General features: G+C 42.6%; 20 protein-coding genes. 15 read left to right on the forward strand and 5 right to left on the reverse strand.

All coding sequences use genetic code 11. The annotated features are described in order from the left end of the window. Positions 1-2: 2 nt before the first annotated feature. Genes fliQ through AN618_RS05000 form a run of 14 tightly spaced genes read left to right on the forward strand, consistent with a single transcriptional unit; the run spans position 3 to position 12,854 of the window. On the forward strand, positions 3-272 hold the full coding sequence (gene fliQ / locus AN618_RS04935) for a flagellar biosynthesis protein FliQ (RefSeq protein WP_066352790.1): 270 nt from the start codon (positions 3-5) through the stop codon (positions 270-272). 15 nt (positions 273-287) lie between these two features. Then, positions 288-1,052 (forward strand): flagellar biosynthetic protein FliR, encoded by a 765-nt coding sequence (gene fliR, locus AN618_RS04940; protein WP_066352793.1) that lies wholly within the window; start codon positions 288-290, stop codon positions 1,050-1,052. Next, a complete protein-coding gene (flhB, locus tag AN618_RS04945) occupies positions 1,049-2,128 on the forward strand; it encodes a flagellar biosynthesis protein FlhB (RefSeq protein ID WP_066352794.1) in 1,080 nt (359 codons plus the stop codon). Before fliR ends, flhB begins: the two co-directional genes overlap by 4 nt. 11 nt (positions 2,129-2,139) lie before the next feature. Next, positions 2,140-4,155, forward strand: coding sequence for a flagellar biosynthesis protein FlhA (gene flhA / locus AN618_RS04950; RefSeq protein ID WP_425402671.1), 2,016 nt, complete (start codon positions 2,140-2,142; stop codon positions 4,153-4,155). Then, complete coding sequence (flhF, locus tag AN618_RS04955; RefSeq protein WP_066352796.1) at positions 4,156-5,271, forward strand: flagellar biosynthesis GTPase FlhF; 1,116 nt, start codon at positions 4,156-4,158, stop codon at positions 5,269-5,271. Next, positions 5,271-6,140: a MinD/ParA family protein gene (locus AN618_RS04960; protein ID WP_066352798.1), complete on the forward strand. Its 870-nt coding sequence runs from the start codon at positions 5,271-5,273 to the stop codon at positions 6,138-6,140. Before flhF ends, AN618_RS04960 begins: the two co-directional genes overlap by 1 nt. 15 nt (positions 6,141-6,155) lie before the next feature. Beyond that, on the forward strand, positions 6,156-6,794 hold the full coding sequence (locus tag AN618_RS04965; protein WP_066352799.1) for a flagellar brake protein: 639 nt from the start codon (positions 6,156-6,158) through the stop codon (positions 6,792-6,794). Between the two features lie 33 nt (positions 6,795-6,827). Further along, complete coding sequence (locus AN618_RS04970) at positions 6,828-8,804, forward strand: chemotaxis protein CheA (RefSeq protein ID WP_066352800.1); 1,977 nt, start codon at positions 6,828-6,830, stop codon at positions 8,802-8,804. A 20-nt stretch (positions 8,805-8,824) separates the two neighbouring features. Continuing rightward, a complete protein-coding gene (locus tag AN618_RS04975) occupies positions 8,825-9,277 on the forward strand; it encodes a chemotaxis protein CheW (RefSeq protein WP_066352802.1) in 453 nt (150 codons plus the stop codon). Positions 9,278-9,287: 10 nt separating this feature from the next. Next, positions 9,288-9,926: a chemotaxis protein CheC gene (locus AN618_RS04980; protein ID WP_066352804.1), complete on the forward strand. Its 639-nt coding sequence runs from the start codon at positions 9,288-9,290 to the stop codon at positions 9,924-9,926. Then, on the forward strand, positions 9,892-10,377 hold the full coding sequence (locus AN618_RS04985; RefSeq protein ID WP_066352806.1) for a chemotaxis protein CheD: 486 nt from the start codon (positions 9,892-9,894) through the stop codon (positions 10,375-10,377). Before AN618_RS04980 ends, AN618_RS04985 begins: the two co-directional genes overlap by 35 nt. Before the next feature lie 17 nt (positions 10,378-10,394). Next, the gene (locus AN618_RS04990; protein WP_066352809.1) at positions 10,395-11,135 is read left to right on the forward strand and encodes a sigma-70 family RNA polymerase sigma factor; all 741 of its coding nucleotides are present in this window, start codon (positions 10,395-10,397) and stop codon (positions 11,133-11,135) included. A gap of 16 nt (positions 11,136-11,151) precedes the next feature. Continuing rightward, complete coding sequence (locus AN618_RS04995) at positions 11,152-12,576, forward strand: flagellar assembly protein A (protein WP_066352811.1); 1,425 nt, start codon at positions 11,152-11,154, stop codon at positions 12,574-12,576. Between the two features lie 5 nt (positions 12,577-12,581). After that, positions 12,582-12,854 carry a hypothetical protein gene (locus AN618_RS05000; RefSeq protein ID WP_066352812.1) on the forward strand — a complete coding sequence of 91 codons (273 nt, stop codon included), beginning with the start codon at positions 12,582-12,584 and terminating at the stop codon, positions 12,852-12,854. Between the two features lie 9 nt (positions 12,855-12,863). Here AN618_RS05000 and mnmA read toward each other — a convergent pair whose 3' ends face one another. From mnmA to AN618_RS05025, 5 genes are all read right to left on the reverse strand, one after another. After that, positions 12,864-13,952 carry a tRNA 2-thiouridine(34) synthase MnmA gene (mnmA, locus tag AN618_RS05005; protein WP_187694881.1) on the reverse strand — a complete coding sequence of 363 codons (1,089 nt, stop codon included), beginning with the start codon at positions 13,950-13,952 and terminating at the stop codon, positions 12,864-12,866. Continuing rightward, the gene (gene nifU, locus AN618_RS05010; protein WP_066352817.1) at positions 13,939-14,331 is read right to left on the reverse strand and encodes a Fe-S cluster assembly scaffold protein NifU; all 393 of its coding nucleotides are present in this window, start codon (positions 14,329-14,331) and stop codon (positions 13,939-13,941) included. Before nifU ends, mnmA begins: the two co-directional genes overlap by 14 nt. Positions 14,332-14,333: 2 nt before the next feature. Beyond that, positions 14,334-15,512 carry a cysteine desulfurase NifS gene (gene nifS, locus AN618_RS05015; protein WP_066352818.1) on the reverse strand — a complete coding sequence of 393 codons (1,179 nt, stop codon included), beginning with the start codon at positions 15,510-15,512 and terminating at the stop codon, positions 14,334-14,336. Positions 15,513-15,559: 47 nt separating this feature from the next. Then, on the reverse strand, positions 15,560-16,012 hold the full coding sequence (locus tag AN618_RS05020; RefSeq protein ID WP_066352820.1) for an RrF2 family transcriptional regulator: 453 nt from the start codon (positions 16,010-16,012) through the stop codon (positions 15,560-15,562). 146 nt (positions 16,013-16,158) lie between these two features. Further along, complete coding sequence (locus AN618_RS05025) at positions 16,159-16,383, reverse strand: NifU family protein (protein ID WP_066352871.1); 225 nt, start codon at positions 16,381-16,383, stop codon at positions 16,159-16,161. Between the two features lie 160 nt (positions 16,384-16,543). Between AN618_RS05025 and hisC the strand changes: the two genes are divergently transcribed. Then, complete coding sequence (hisC, locus tag AN618_RS05030; protein WP_083515054.1) at positions 16,544-17,632, forward strand: histidinol-phosphate transaminase; 1,089 nt, start codon at positions 16,544-16,546, stop codon at positions 17,630-17,632. Positions 17,633-17,674: the final 42 nt, after the last annotated feature.

Raw genomic sequence — 17,674 nt, forward strand, 5'->3', positions numbered from 1 at the left:
TCATGACGCAGGACACGGTGATTTACCTGGCGAGGGAAGCGCTGAGCGTATTGCTGCTGGTTTCAGCACCCATTTTGGGTATCGGGATGGCGGTAGGGCTTTTGATTAGCATTTTTCAGGCGACGACGCAAATTCAAGAACAGTCACTTAACTTCGTACCGAAGATATTGGCGGTTGTTGCGGTCCTTCTCTTCTTCGGTCCTTGGATGCTCGGAATTATGGTCAATTTTACTGAAACATTGATTCGGGACATTCCTCACTTCATTTATTAAAACGGCGGGAGAAAAATGGAAGCACAAATAACCACTTTTTTGCTGGTTTTCACAAGAATTTTTGGTTTTTTTGCCACCGCACCTTTTTTCGGCCGGCGGGAATTTCCGTTTCAGGCGCGGGCAGGATTGGCAGCTCTTGTAACCTCATTAATATATCCCGTTGTAAACAAAGTTGCATTTCAAGGTTCTCTTTGGGAAACGGTGGCTCTTTTTGTAAAAGAAGCAGCCGTGGGCTTTTTGATGGGATTTGTGGTGTTTTTAATGTTTTCGGCAGTATATATTTTGGGTGAAATTATAGATTTCGAAATGGGATTTGGCATAGTCAGCGTTCTAGACCCGCAAATCAATACGCAGGTGCCGATTCTGGGAAATTTCTTTTACATACTTACGATTCTTATATTTCTGAACATCAACGGCCATCATGTATTGTTGGGCACACTGATTAGAAGTTTTGAAGTATTGCCTCCTGGGGAACCGGTTTTAACGCAGAATCTGCTTTACGGTATTTTGGAAAGTTTTTATGCTATGTTTGAAGCGGGTGTTAAAATGAGCCTTCCGCTTATTTCCGCCACATTTCTTGCGGATTTTGCTCTGGGCATAATGGCAAGGACCGTGCCTCAAATGAACGTGTTCATAGTTGGACTGCCGTTTAAGATAGTCATAGGGGTATTTTTCTTAATCATAATACTTCCCACGTTTGTGACAGCTTTGGATGTTTTATTCAACGGCAGTTACGAAATGTTGGAGTTAATACTTCAGGGAATGACGAAAAAGCCATGAACCTGCAACTTTTTGCACAAGAAAAGACGGAAAGGGCGACTCCCCGGAGAAGGCAAAAAGCCAGAGAGCGGGGTCAGGTTTTTTCGAGTCGGGAGCTCGTTTCAACGCTGGTGCTTTTAGCAGGGTTGGTTACAATAAAAGTTTACGGCAGTTACCTTCTTGAAAATACAGCTTCCTATTTGAAGCATGTTCTCATAGAAAATTTTTTAAAGAAGGACTTTTCCTTCGACGACATTTGTGAAGTGTTATATTCTTCAACAGTGCTTTTTATCAAACTCGTTGTTCCAATTGGTATGGGCACGGTTTTAACGGGCATAGTAGCCAACTTGGCACAGGTTGGTTTTGTGTTTAGCTTGGAACCACTCTCCCCAAAACTCGAAAGAATAAGCCCTGTTGAAGGTTTTAAAAGGATATTTTCTAAAAAAGGTCTGATTGAATTTGTAAAGTCGGTAATGAAATTAACCCTGATCATCTATGTATTCTACGGTGCCTTTAATGAATTAAAAGATACTGCGGTTTTTATGTTGGATATGAGCTTGGGAGAATCGATAGGTTACTTTTTAAATTTGATTTTTAAAGTAGGGTTAAAGGCAGGCGTAGCATTACTCGTTTTTTCAGTTTTCGATTATGCTTACCAGTGGTATGAATACGAAAAAAGCCTCATGATGTCAAAAGAAGATATCAAAGAAGAATTTAAGGAAGTGGAAGGTAATCCCCAAATTAAGTCCAGGATACGTCAGGCCCAGCGGCAGATATTGCGGAGGCGAATGATACAGGATGTAAAAAAAGCCGACGTAGTAATCACAAATCCCACCCACATAGCCGTCGCTTTGGGATACGATGCGTCGATTCATGAGGCGCCTGTAGTACTTGCGAAGGGAACGGGATTAGTTGCTGAAAGGATAAAAGAGATGGCAGAAGAGGGAGACATTCCGATTGTAGAAAACAAGCCCCTTGCCCAAACACTGTATAAATCGGTGGAAGTGGGAGAAACAATCCCTGAAGAATTATACAATGCCGTTGCAGAGATACTGGCTTATGTATACAGTTTGAAAGGAAAGAGGGTGAGCGGTTGAAGTCCTATGATATGGCTGTTGCTATTTTGGCCGTAGTTGTCGTCGTTATGATGATCATACCACTTCCTTCGAGTTTACTCGATATTTTACTTTCGTTCAACATAACCTTTTCCCTTATAATTCTTTTAGTGGCCATGAATGTAGAAAAACCCCTCAATTTTTCGACGTTCCCGACGCTATTGCTAATCGCGACGCTTTTCAGGCTGGCCCTTAACGTATCTTCGACCAGGTTGATCCTTTTAAACGGATATGCCGGGAGGGTCATCGAATCATTCGGCAATTTTGTAATCAGGGGAAACGTTTTGGTTGGTTTTATCATTTTCCTTATAATCGTCGTAATCCAGTTCATAGTAATTACGCGCGGTGCTGAAAGGGTCGCCGAGGTGGCCGCAAGATTTACCCTTGATGCAATGCCCGGTAAGCAGATGAGCATCGATGCCGACCTCAATTCAGGCCTGATAACGGAAGCTGAAGCTAGAGAACGAAGAATGAACATTCAGAAAGAAGCCGATTTCTACGGAGCCATGGATGGTGCCAGCAAGTTTGTCAAGGGTGATGCAATAGCCGGCATCATAATTACCGTTATAAACATCATCGGCGGCTTGATTACGGGTATAGTATTTCAGGGACTCGACGCCGTTACCGCGCTGAATCGCTACGCTCTTCTAACAGTAGGCGACGGGCTCGTGAGTCAAATACCGGCACTTCTTGTATCCACCGCAACCGGCATTGTTGTGACAAAAGCCGCAAGTGAAGGCAATCTGGGTGAAGGGCTTATAAAGCAGCTTCTTTACTATCCCAGGGTCCTTTTTATGGCTTCAGGTTTACTTGCTTTTTTTGCATTGGTGCCGGGTCTGCCCCACCTGCCCTTTTTGATACTGGCAGGTGTACTCGGTTATATAGGCTTTTCCGTCCAGAGGATATCGGAAAAAGAGAGGATAAAAGAGCAAGAAATGAAGCATGAGAAAGAATTGGAAGAAATGAGAAAACCTGAAAACTTGCTCTCGCTTCTTCAGGTTGACCCAATCGAAGTGGAATTCGGCTACAACATAATTCCCCTGGCCGATGTCAATCAGGGGGGAGACTTGCTTGATAGGGTTATCATGATAAGGCGACAGTGCGCATTGGACCTTGGTATGATAGTGCCGATGGTGCGGCTGAGAGACAACATCCAATTGAGGCCCAACGAATACGTGATAAAAATCAAGGGGGTAGAAGCGGCAAGGGGAGAACTTAAGGTAGACCACTATCTGGTAATGAACCCCTCAGGTGGTCCGATAGAGGTTGAGGGCATTGAAACTAGAGAACCTGCTTTTGGTCTACCTGCTAAATGGATAACTACCGAGAAAAAAGAGAAGGCGGAAATGCTGGGATATACCGTGGTGGATTCCGCTTCAGTATTAGCTACCCATTTGACTGAAGTAATAAAAGCGTACGCCCATGAGCTAATCGGAAGGCAGGATGTCAAAAATATTCTTGACAGTTTAAAGGAACAGTACCCATCCCTTGTAGAAGAACTGGTGCCGAAGGTTTTGACTTTGGGAGAAATTCAAAAGGTACTTTCCAATCTATTGAGGGAAAACGTTCCAATAAGGGATATGGTTACAATACTTGAAGCGTTAGGCGATTATTCGAGCCTCACGAAAGATACCGAACTTCTTACGGAATACGTAAGACAGAGGTTAAAGAGGCTAATAACCTCCCGCTTTTTCCCGGACAAAAAGGCTAATGTGATAACTTTGGACAGGGACCTAGAAGAATACATATTGAATTCAATATCACAGACTGAAAACGGAACTTACATTTCTATCGAACCCGACGTGGTGCAAAAGGTAATAAGTTCTCTGATTGAAAAAATAAATCAAGCGGCAAGGCTCGGGATTCAACCGGTGGTTCTGACCAGTCCTCTTGTAAGAAGGCATTTTAAAAAGATAATCGAAAACAGTCTGCCTAATATTCCTGTTCTGTCTTACGGGGAAATCGACCCGAATATTGAGATAAGGTCTGTGGGGACGGTGAAATTGTAGATGAGGATAAAGACCTACGTGGCGGACAATATCCAGGAAGCTCTTTATAAGGTGAAAAGCGAACTTGGGAAGGATGCAATAATTCTGCAGACCAGGCAAATTAAAAAAGGCGGTATACTGGGTTTTTTTTCAAAACCAAAGGTGGAGGTTATAGCGGCAAGTGACATTGTCCAGGCGCCAAAGCCCCAATTGAAACCTATCAGTTACGAAATGCCTGTTCGCGAAAATAGTCGCGAACTGGAGGACATAAAAAACGAGATTAACGAGGTAAAGGATTTGCTTAAAAGCCTGTCTGCAAGAGAGATATACAGGAAATCTTTAGGAGATTTACCGCCCCCTTTAGACGAAGTATATAAAGAATTGTCATCTGCTGAACTAGAGCAAAGTCTAATAGATAAACTGATCGATGGGTTGAAATCGCAAGTTGCAGAAGATGGATTGGATAAAAGCGCGGTGATAACTTGTCTAAAAAATCAAATAGCGACGATGATTAAGGTAACCGAGCCCATAAATTTCACAGAGGATAAGCCGAGCAAAGTGGTTTTTATAGGTCCGACAGGGGTGGGGAAGACCACGACTATAGCAAAATTAGCGGCGGTGTACAGTTTAAATATGGGTAAAAAGGTAGGTCTTGTGGCGGCGGATACATATAGAGTTGGTGCTGTAGAACAATTGAAGACCTACGGTGACTTACTTGAAATTCCTGTAGAAGTAATATTTGAGCCTGCGGATGCTTCTAGGGTTATGAAGAAACTTTCCGACTGCGAACTTGTTTTGGTAGACACTATGGGTACAAGCCCTCGAAATAAAATGCAAATTAAGAGAATTAAAAGTTTAATCGAGATGGTAAAGCCGACGGAAATCCATATGGTGATAAGTGTTACCACAAAGGCAAAGGATGTATACGACATTCTCGAAAGTTACAAGGAACTCAACTACCAAAAACTTGTGTTTACAAAACTGGACGAGACTAACAGCTACGGATTGATATTAAACGCCATCATTTTTAGCAATTGCAGTCCCTCTTACCTCACTGCGGGGCAAAACGTACCGGACGACATAGAAGTAGCATCCGGTTCGAAGATTGCAGACCTTATCTTAGGGGGATGCAGTTGATGAACGACCAGGCAAGTAAATTGCGAAATTTGGAAAAAAAACACTCTCGATTGAAAATGCCCAATTCTGTTCGGGTTATTGCGGTAACTAGCGGAAAGGGAGGAGTAGGGAAAACCAATTTTGCAGTTAACGTGTCGATAGCCTTGCAAAAAATGGGAAAGAACGTTCTCCTCGTGGATGCAGATTTGGGACTGGCCAACGTTGACCTTCTAATTGGCATGACGCCGGAGTTCAACTTGTTTCACGTATTAAACGGACAAAAATCGATAAGTGACATTATAATGCACGGCCCGGCGGGAATAAGGATTATACCGGGAGCTTCAGGACTTTACAGTTTAGCGAATTTATCTGAGAGCGAAATTGGTATTTTGATTAAAGCCTTCAGCAGCATCGATGTGCCTGTAGATTTTATGGTAATAGATACCAGTGCCGGGATTTCGAAGAATGTAATAAATTTCGTTAGAGCATCGGAAGAGGTAATCGTAATTACCACTCCGGAACATACCGCCTTGGCCGATGCGTATGCGGTCATAAAGTTGGTTCACGATGATGTTGGAAGAATCCACATCGTAGTAAATAAAGTAGATAACTACAAGGTTGCCGAAACGACCGCTCAAAAATTGATTAACGCCTCGGAAAAATTTTTGAATACTTCCTTGAATTATCTTGGATTCATACTGGAGGACAAGGCCGTATTCAGAGCCAACATGGAACAGGTTCCGTTTTTTCTCAAATACCCGGACAGCCTGTCATCTAAATGCATGACCAATATAGCAAGAAAACTTCTAGCAGAAGAAACGTACATTGAATCGGACATTCAAACTGTCGGCGGTTGGCTAAAAAAATTGCTATCCTTTATGCTGAAGTAAGGACGGGGGAAGCTCATGAGCAACTCGGTTTTGGAAATTGGCATGAGGGTAGAAATAGAGGTGGAAAGAGACAAACAAAAGATATTATTGCCGACTAAAGTGGAGGATTTCGAGGGCGACAGATTTTTTTTGGGGATGCCTTTTATCGAAGGAAAGATCTTTTTCCTGGAATCCGAAGAAACCATCAAAATTTATTTTGCAAAAAACAACAGTTTTTATTTCGTCAAAGCGAAAGTTGTAGAAAAAAAATACGCTCCCATTCCTGTCATAGGTGTGGTGCTTCTCGGACAGCCGGAAAAAAATCAGCGCAGGAACTACTTCAGGGTGCAGGTGATGCGAAGGGTTAAGATAAGACCTTTGGATACGGATAATTGGTTGAAAGCTTTTCTGATAGACCTCAGCGCAAGTGGAGCTTTGATTTATTTCGGTAAGCAACTTGAAAAAGGTGATTTGATTGAAATAAGATTGCCCCTTGATTCTAAAGAAGTAGATGTGAAGGCAAGGGTCGTAAGGATAGAAAAGGACCAGTTGAGGCATGTCCATCAGTATAATATCGGAGTTCAATTTATAGAGATAGACGACCAGCAAAGGGACGACATAATAAAATTCGTTTTAGCAGAACAAAGAAAGCTGCGTCAGAAAGGCTATATATAAAAAAGAAGTCTTCATCATGGGAGGTTAAAGGGAATGGATAGCCGTTACCTAAACGTCTTTCTGGAGGAAGCAACGGAACACATCGAAAATCTGAACAGCAATCTGTTAAATCTAGAAAAGAACCCCAGTCATGAGGTGGTAGAAGAGATTTTCAGGTCTGCCCATACGCTAAAAGGCATGGCCGGGACGATGGGGTTCAACAAGATATCCGAATTGACTCATGAGATGGAAAACCTGCTGCACGAGATAAGAAGCGGCAAATTTCCAGTGACGAGCTCTGTTGTGGATGTGCTGTTGGAATGCGTAGATTTAATTCAAAAGATGTTAGATAAAATTTCCATCGAGGGGAACGAAGGACCGGTAAATATCAACCCTGTCGTTGACAAATTACGAAGGTTGCTGGAAGGGGAAAGTGGATTACCCTCAAAGCAATCTTCTGACGAAGTTGAGGGGTCTTTCAATGAATTCGAACTCCGGGTAATGGAAGAAGCTTTAAAAAAAGGTTTAAAGATATGGGAAATACTGGTAAAACTAAACGATGACTGCCTTCTGAAGTCAGCCAGGGCATTTTTGGTGTTCAAGGCTCTGGAAAATTTGGGCGACATTATTAAAACTAGGCCTAATGTTCAGGATATCGAAGACGAAAAATTCGAAAATGAATTTTACATATATTTGGTTACGTCAAAATTGGAAAAGGAAATTTTGGATGCCGTAAATTCCGTGTCGGAGATTAAAAGCGTCACCGTAAAAGAAATAAAGATGAGCACCGTAGCGAATAAAACAGGAGAAAGCGAATCTTCTGACTCAAAGCAAAGCGCCCCTGCGGCCGATAAAACCGGTGATAAAAACAAAATAAAAAACACCGCAAAGACGCTCAGGGTAGACATAGAGCGTTTGGATAACCTTATGAATTTGGTCAGCGAACTTATAATAATAAAAACCCGCCTGGAAGAACAGGATAAGTCTCACGAACATGTGCAAAAAAGGCGGGAAGCTTTGGAATACCTAGCAAGGATAACTTCAAGCCTTCACGATGCGGTCATGAAAGTGAGGATGGTACCCATAGAGAACGTGTTCAACCGCTTTCCCAGGGTCGTCAGGGACCTTTCAAAAGAATTGAAAAAACAGGTTAATCTCATCATAGAAGGGGCGGAAACCGAACTTGACAGGACGATAATCGACGAAATTGGAGACCCACTGATACACCTTGTAAGAAACGCGATGGACCACGGCATAGAAACTCCAGAGGAAAGGGTAAAAAAAGGAAAGCCCCAAGAAGGCACGTTGAAACTCAAGGCATATCACGACGGCAATAACGTGGTAATAGAAGTGTCCGACGACGGATGCGGCGTAGATTTGGAGAAAGTTTTGGAAAAAGCTCAAAATTTAAATCTGGTGGATAAGGTCCAGGGAAAAAAATTGAAAGAAAATGAAATATTGAATTTCCTTTTTGAACCAGGATTCAGCACGAAAGAGAAAGTCACCGATATCTCCGGAAGAGGAGTGGGTTTGGATGTTGTAAAAACGAAGATCGAATCACTGGGCGGTTCGGTAGAAGTAAAGACAAGAAAGAATGAAGGTACCACATTTTTGATAAGGCTGCCGTTGACCCTCGCCATAATACAGGCCTTAATGGTAGAGTTGGGTAAAGAAAAATACGCCATTCCGTTAAACTCAATTAAGGAAATAGTAATTCTTCAAAAAGAGGAATTGAGGAAGGTTCAGAACAACGAAGTGATTTTACTGAGGGGAAACGTGATTCCGATACTGAGACTTCACCAAATACTTGACATTTCAGCCGGTGAATCCGACGAGGAAACCCTGACGGTGGTGATAGTTAAAAAAGGCGATAAAGAAGTGGGGTTGATCGTTGATAACCTCTTGGGAGAACAAGAGATAGTGATTAAATCCCTGGGGAATTTCTTGAAAAACATAAAATTCATTGCGGGAGCTACCATTTTGGGGAACGGCCAGGTTGCTCTGATTTTGGATATAAATGCATTGATATAAAAAAGAAGGGGGAATCTTTGATGGAAGAAATTCGCCAATTCGTCGTTTTCAAACTGGGACAGGAAGAATACGGCGTGGACATCATGCAGGTAAATACGATTGAGCGAATGATGCCTATAACCAGAGTTCCGAAAGCACCGGACTTTGTAGAAGGAGTCATAAACCTGAGGGGCGAAATCATTCCGGTAATAGACCTGAAAAAAAGATTCGGCCTTGCTTCCGGTGAAGTTACCGCCGATACAAGAATCATTATAGTCATGCTGGATGATTTGACGGTGGGAATGATAGTGGATTCTGCCACTGAAGTTGTTCAATTGCCACAGGATTCCATCGAACCGCCTCCGTCGGTGGCGGGAAACATAAGTTCCGATTTTTTGGAAGGAGTAGGGAAAATAGGCGACAGGTTGCTCATAATACTTAATCTTGAAAAAATATTGAGGCCCGGCGAGGCAGAGACGCGGGCCGCAATGTGAGGTTAAAAATATGTTCAAAGAGATAGAATTGGATGCCCTTAAAGAAATAGGCAATATAGGTGCGGGAAATGCGGCGACGGCTTTATCGATGCTTCTGTCTAAAAGGGTTGAAATGAGAATTCCGGAGGTCAAGGTCTTGCCCTTTGACGAAGTGTCAAGGTTAGTCGGCGGACCAGAAAACATGGTCACGGGAATTTTCTTTAGAATCGAAGGCGAGCTTGCTTTTAACATTTTATTCATCATGCAGCCGGCCGATACGTTAAATCTGCTAAAGATAATGCTGCGGCAAGAAAAAACGGAATTGGATTTGACAGCTTTAGAAGAGTCCGCGTTGAAAGAAATGGGAAATATAATTGCCAGTGCTTTCGTAGCGGCCCTTGCAGATTTTACGCGGTTATCTTTGCGGGTTTCGGTGCCGTGCCTTGCCATTGACATGGCCGGTGCCATACTCAGTGTTCCTCTGAGCCTTTACGGCTACATAGGAGATACGGCTTTTTTGTTGGAAACTGAATTTGAAGAAGGTTTGGACGATATAAAGGTTCACTTTTTCCTTATACCCGATGATGATAATGCATTTAAAGTACTTTTAAACACTATTGGAGTGAGGGCTTCTGATGGAAATAATTCGAGTGGGGATGGGAGAATATAAGACAGCCAAAGCACCAGCATTGCTCGTGTCTTTTGGGCTGGGTTCGTGCGTAGGAGTGGCGTTATACGATGGTGCGAAGAAGATAGGCGGTTTGGCTCATATCATGCTTCCCGATAGCAGCTTGACCGGCAAAAGAGACTTTAATCCCGGCAAATTTGCCGATACGGCCATAGATTATCTTATAGCGGAGCTGAGGGACAAGGGGGCTAACACCAAAAAACTAGTCGCAAAAATAGCGGGAGGAGCGCAGATGTTCCAGTTGAAGTCAGAAAACAGCGTAATGATGATAGGAAAAAGAAATGTGGAGGCAGTAAGGAAGAAATTAAATCAATTGAATATAGATTTGATTGCCGAAGATGTAGAAGGCAATTACGGAAGAACCATTGAATTTTGTTGCGAGACAGGAGAATTGACCGTAAAGACTATAGGGCACGGAATAAAAATACTATGATGATTTGAGGTGGTCGGGTGCAGGAGGCAGTCAGGGCGGAAAATCTATTGATCGAATATAAGACAAAAGGCGATTCTGCAATAAAAGAAAAGATTGTAAAAATATACGTTCCTCTGGTGAAACATATAGCAGCCCGGCTGGCCATAAATTTGCCGCCATCGGTGGACTATGATGACCTTGTAAGTGCTGGAGTAATAGGCCTGCTGCAAGCTATTGACCGATACGATGTAGAAAAGGGAGTAAAGTTTGAAACGTTTGCTTATATGAGAATTAAAGGAGCTATGCTCGATGAACTGAGAAAGTTGAATTGGATACCCCAAAAGGCTATGGAAAAAGCAAAGATTTTGCAACAAGCTTATTCCGAGTTAGAACAAGAATTAGAGGGAAACGTCAAGGATGAGGACATCTGCAGGAAGTTAAATATTACCATGGACGAACTGCAACAAACCTATAGAGAATTGGCTGCAACTAATTTAGTTTCTCTTGAAGAGGTTTTGTCAGTAGTGGCCGAGGAAGATGAAAGACCGGAACGTTATGTGGAGAAAGAGGAATTGAAAAGATTGTTGGGGGATGCGATAGAAAAACTTCCGAGTAAAGAAAAACTTGTTATCGCCCTTTACTACTACGAGGGATTGAACTTAAAAGAAATCTCGGCGGTTTTAAATCTTTCGCCGGCGCGGGTGTCTCAGCTCCATACAAAAGCCATAATGAGACTGAGGGGAAGCCTGAGCAGGAAGAAAGCTTATTTTAGAAATTAGTTAAGGGGGTGATTTAATGGAACTGAGCTATTCCGAAAATAAAAACAATTTCGAACGCTACTGTTTTATCAACGTTGAGATTTCGGAAGATGAAATGAGTGCAACCCTTACTTTAATTTCATCTTCCGGGGGTAGAACAAACCTCAGCCTCGATGATGTTTTAAAAGAGCTGAATAAAAGAGGAGTTGTGTTCGGAATAGATACGGACAAGATAAATGAAATGCTGAAAAAGGGCATCTACAATACTCCCGTCGAAATAGCAAGGGGAATAGAGCCGAAAGAAGGTAAGGATGGGGAAATTGTGTATCACGTAGAAATTTACAAGGAATTAAAACCGAAGATCACCGAAGATGGAAGGGTAGATTTTCACGACCTAGGATTTATTACCAATGTTAAGGAAGGGCAGTTGCTGGCAGAAATAATTCCCCCGGAAAAGGGCTTGCCGGGAAAGACGGTGACGGGGAAAATATTGCCGGCAAAGGACGGCAAGAATGTCAGATTGCGGCAGGGGAAAAACGTTTTTTTATCGGATGACGGGAAATATTTCTATTCAGCCATCGATGGACATCCGGTAATTGACGGAGAAAGAATAAGCGTGCTTCCCGTAATGGAAATAAAGGGGGATGTGGGGCCGTCGACAGGGGATATAAATTTTGTTGGAAGCGTCAAAGTTTACGGAAATATAAAGAGCGGATACAAAATTAAAGCGGAAGGAGATATAGAAGTAGAAGGTTATGTAGAAGCGGCCGAGCTCATATCAGGCGGAAAGGTTTTTTTAAAACGGGGTATACGAGGCATGGGGAAAGGGATGGTCAAAGCCGCCGGCGACATTGTGGCAAAGTTTGCAGAAAACTGCACTTTAGAAGCCGGAAAAGATGTAATAGTGAATGAAGCAATAATGCACAGCTTAGTTTCGGCAGGAAACAAAATAGAAGTAAAAGGAAAAAAAGGCCTTTTGGTAGGCGGCAGCGCAAGGGCAGGCAAGGAGATAAGGGCGAACGTGATAGGTTCGCCGATGGCGACCGTGACTATAGTGGAGGTGGGGGTAAACCCCGAATACAAAAGAAGATTGTACGAAATAAACCACGAACTTGAAAGTGTGGAAAGCAATTTAGCCAAAATCAAAACTGCGTTGGACATTATAGCAAAGCAGGTAAATAAAGGAATAGAAGTCCCAGAAAGAACCGATATGATAAAAAGGCTTAGGGAGTCGGAAGCTGAACTATTGGAAAAAAAGAAAGCTTTGGAAGAAGAAAAAGAAAGGCTGGCGCTGCTGATTGAGACTATGACGCTTGCTAAGATTTCTGCCAGCGATACGGTTTTCCCGGGCGTGAACATCGTTATAGGCAATGCAAACATGAGGCTAAAAGACAAATACGAACACGTAACCTTTTACAATCACGAAGGTCAGATAAAGTCAAGACCGTATGAAAGAAGGTGAAGGCCTTGCGGCCCGTTGACATGCAGGTAATTATTCCGAAGACTTTGGAAGTGGCAAAAGAACATCAGAATCTGCAGGAATCCGGCAAAGTGGTTCAAACCATGCTAGGCGTGCAGTTTCAAAAACAGCAGGAAATAGAAAAGCGAAAAGTAAATTCGCCCACTAAATCGGAAAAAATTGAGGTGACTTCAGAAAAAGAAAGGAGAAAGGATGAAAAAAATAAAAAAAGGGAAAAACCCTTTAAAAAAAGCAGCAATCATATTGACGTAAAAATTTAGCTTTTGCCGTTATTCTCCCTTTTTAGCTATTATTCCACCGCCTAAGACCAAATCACCGTCATAAAAAACCACCGACTGTCCTGGCGTTACCGATTTTTGCGGTTCGTCGAAAACGACCTTTATGTTGCCGGACTCTAAAGGATGAATTTCGGCCGGTTTTTCTTCAAAGTTGTAACGTATTTTTGCGTAAGCCCTAATTTTTTGAGTGAGCGAATCGAAAGCTATCCAATTGATTTTTTCCGCTTGAAATTCTTTGGTAAAAAGGTCCTTTTCCTCACCTACAATTATTGCATTTTTTTCCGGGTCAATGTTGACTACGTAGAGCGGTCTTCCCGCAGAAATACCCAATCCCCGCCTCTGACCGATGGTGTAAAAGGCAATTCCTTCATGCTGGCCCAAAACTTTTCCGCTCGTATCCAAAATTGGTCCCGGCTTTATCCGCTCAACCGCCCTTTCTTTGAGAAAGTCTTTGTAATTCGTATTAACGAAGCAGATTTCCTGGCTGTCGGGCTTTTCCGCCACGGGCAAACCGGCTTTACGGGCGATTTCTCTAATCTGACTCTTTGTGAATTCTCCTAAAGGTAGCAGCAGATGTTCAAGCTGCTCCTGAGTCAAGTTGTAGAGGGCGTAAGATTGATCCTTGGTTTTATCCCTTCCCTTCTTTAAAAGGTACCTCCCGGATTCGCCGTCGTATTCTATTCTGGCGTAATGGCCTGTGGCTAGATAATAAGCATCGATTTCCATCGCCTTTTTTAAAAGGGCTTCGAACTTAATGTATTTATTGCAAGCTATGCAGGGATTTGGAGTCCTTCCTACCAGGTATTCGTCCACAAAGTAGTCAATTACCTTTTCGTTGAATAACTCCTTGAAATTCAGCACGTAATAAGGAATTTTTAGCTTTTCAGCTACTTTACGCGCATCATATACGGCGCCGATGGAACAACAGCCCCCTTCCCGGTATACGTATTCTTCGGAAGGGTCCTGCCAGATTTGCATCGTGATACCTATAACTTCGTAGCCTTGTTCCTTCAATAAATAAGCGCAGGTGGAGCTGTCAACTCCACCGCTCATGGCAACCACCACTCTATTTTTGTTCAGCGACATCTTTCCTCTCCTTTTTTCTCTTGTAATCTTCTATGGCAGCGTGCAGAGCATCGGCAGCGAGATTTGAACAATGCATTTTCACTGGGGGTAATCCGCCCAAAGCCTCGGCCACCGCTTTGTTCGTGACCTTTAAAGCTTCATCTATAGTCTTTCCCTTTACCATTTCGGTAACCATGCTACTGGTGGCTATGGCGGCTCCGCATCCGAAAGTCTTAAATTTAATGTCTTCGATCACGTTGTCTTTAACTTTTATATATATCTTCATTAGATCCCCGCACACCGGGTTTCCAACTTCTCCGATTCCATCCGCATCCGGGATTTCTCCCACATTTCTGGGATTCGTAAAATGTTCCATCACTTTTTCGCTGTACATTTTCAGTTACCTCCTTTTGACGGGAAAAGCGGAGACATGCTGCGCAGTTTTTCCACTATGCCGGGAAGCACTTCAAGCACGTAGTCTACGTCTTCTTCCGTATTATCCCTTCCTAAAGTGAGCCTTAAAGAACCATGGGCGATTTCATGAGGTAGCCCTATCGCTAAAAGCACGTGTGAGGGTTCGAGAGAACCCGAGGTGCACGCAGAGCCGCTAGACGCACAAATACCCTTCATATCCAGATTAAGGAGCAGGGACTCACCTTCTATATATTTGAAACATACGTTTACATTGTGAGGCAGCCTCTGAGTGGGATGCCCGTTTAAAATTACGTGCGGTATTCTTTCCATTATGCCTTTAATCAGTTTATCTCTGAGATAAGACAACTTTTCATATTGTTCCATAAGTTCTTTTTCAGCCAATTCCGCTGCTTTGCCAAATCCGACGATACCCGGGACGTTTTCCGTTCCTGCGCGTCTTTTATTTTCCTGCGCACCTCCGGTCATGAAAGGTTTAATTTTGGTGCCTTTTCTGATATATAAAGCGCCGACGCCTTTAGGGCCGTAAATTTTATGAGCTGAAATGCTTAAAAGGTCTACCCCTAGTTCATCGACGTTGACCGGGATTTTCCCCACAGTCTGCACGGCATCGGTGTGGAAGTATATTTTTCTGTCGAGCTTTTTAAGTGCTTTCCCGATCTCTGCAATAGGCTCTATAGTCCCTATTTCGTTGTTGGCGTGCATTATGGTGACTAAAATTGTTTCATCGGTGATAGCATTTATTACGTCTTCGACTTTTACCAGACCGTATTTGTCTACGGGGAGATATGTCACCTTGAAACCTTCTTTTTCCAAATCCTCGCAAGTGTGAAGTACTGCATGGTGTTCTATGGAGCTTGTGATGATGTGTTTTCCCTTTTCCTTATTTGCATGGGCGATGCCCCTTATTGCCCAGTTGTCCGATTCGGTACCTCCTGCGGTGAAAAATACTTCTCGTGGGTCAGCTCCTATGAGGTGGGCGACTTTTTCGCGGGCCTCTTCTATGGCTGACTTTGCTTCACGGCCGTAAGAATATATGGTCGAGGCGTTACCGAATCTTTCCGTAAAATAAGGTAGCATTGCTTCTAAGACTTCTCGCCTTACCGGAGTAGTACCGGCATGGTCCATATAAACTCTTTTCATAAGTTCATCTCCTTTTTTTTGATAAAATGAAATTTTATTCTTGTAAACTAAATATAATACATATAGCTTTCCGATGAGGTCTTGCGTTTTTCTGCTTCGTCGCACATGTCCTGAAGCGTTATCGAATCCACCGCCTGAATTATACTGTCTCTTATTTTTTCCCACACTAGCCGCATTATGCAGGTTTCTGCTTTGTCACATTCTACCGGGTCCTGTTCCAGAACGCAATCAACAAGCCCAATCGGCCCTTCAAGGGCCCTTAAAACATCGCCTACCGTTATTTCTGAAGGTTTTTTGGCCAGCATATAGCCGCCTTGAGCGCCGCGGATGCTTTTTACCAGTCCCGCCTTTCTCAAAATCATTATGAGCTGCTCTAAATAATGTTCTGAAATATTCTGCCTGTCGGCGATGCTTTTCAAAGGAATAGGCCCTTTCCCGTAATTGACAGCTAAATCAAACATGGCAGTAAGACCATAACGGCCTTTAGTCGTGAGTTTCAATTTGATTCGCCCCTTAATTCCTATCGTTTTAGTTGGTTTTCTGTAAATAATATACTCCATATTAACTAGAATGTCAAGCTGGTTAAAACAAAACACCGCTTTTTAAGTTCGAACTTAAAAAGCGGTGCGGTATCATGAATTATTTTTTAAACTGCTTGTACCTCTTTTACTCCGGGCACTTCCTCTTTTAAAACCTGTTCGATCCCGTTTTTAAGAGTCATGGTTGAAAACGGGCAACCAAAGCAACTTCCGGTGAGTCTTACTTTAACGATACCCTTTTCTTCGTCTACATCCACTAATTCCACATCGCCGCCGTCCGCCTGCAGGGAGGGGCGTATCTTATTTAGAACTTCTTCAATTTTTTCCTTCAAGATGTAGCACTTCCTTTCGTGGAAAATGTTTTTTGGTAAGGTCAATTATATCAAAACTCTCCATTGCTATCAATTATTTTACTCAATTTCGTTGACTTTTTTTCGTAACTCATGTTATAGTTTTTATTAATTTAAAGTATGAATGGGGGTACATAACGATATGACGAAGTATAAAAGAGAAGACCTTGTAAACCTTCTTCCATATAAACCTGCTAAAGTAAAAGAAGCAATAAGGCTTCATGCTAATGAAAGCCCTTACGACCTGCCGGAAGATTTGAAGGAGTCCATTTTTGACCGGGTTAGGAAAGAAAGCTTTAACTATTATTACGACCCGAACTGTGATGAACTGAGAGAAGCGCTGTCGGGATATCTTGGAATACAACCGGAAAAGATATTTGTAGGCAGTGGAGCGGATGAGATTATATACGATATAGTTTTGGCTTTTGCCGGACCGGGAAGGGAGGTTATAATACCCGTTCCTTCTTTTCCAAGCTACGAAACCTTTTCTGTAATATCCGGTGCAAAAGTAGTTCGCGTTCCCTTGCTGCTGGAAGAGGATTCCGCAGATTGCTGTTGGAAGCTGGATGTCCCGAAAATAAAAAGCCAGTTTAAAAAGGATGCACCCCAGGTAATGTTTATATGTTATCCCAATAACCCTACCGGCGATTACTTCAGGGAACCCGATGTATTTGAATTAATAAAAGATTTTAACGGGATAGTAGCCGTAGATGAAGCATATTTTGAATTCGGCGGGAAGACATTTATAAAAAGACTTTCCCAATTTCCCAATTTGGTCATAATTAGAACTTTTTCTAAAGTGTTTTCCCTGGCAGGTCTGCGAATCGGCTATGCGGTGGCGGATGAAAACATAATCGAAGAATTATATAAAGTAAAGCCACCTTACAACGTAAATCTCTTTTCCCAGATAGCGGCAGTTGAAGTTTTAAAGCATATGGATTGGGTGGAAGAGGTAAAAAAGAAAATAATAAAGGCAAGGGAAGAATTAAAAAACAAGTTAAAAGAATTGCCTGGGATAACGGTGTACCCCAGCAGTACCAACTTCCTCTTGTGCAAATTCAAAGTTCCAAGAGACCTTGTATACCAAAAGCTCTTGGAAAAAGGTATCCTTGTAAGAAAGCCGGAAGGGAAAGAAGTGGAAAATATGTTGCGTTTTAGCGTGGGGACACCTGAACAGAATGAATTTTTGGCACAGTCCCTCGAAGACATCTTGAAAGAGCATTTGCAATAAATACATAAAAATAAAAACGTTAGCGCAAACTTATAAAAAACG

The organism is Fervidicola ferrireducens, assembly GCF_001562425.1.
GTDB classification, from domain to species: domain Bacteria; phylum Bacillota; class Thermosediminibacteria; order Thermosediminibacterales; family Thermosediminibacteraceae; genus Fervidicola; species Fervidicola ferrireducens.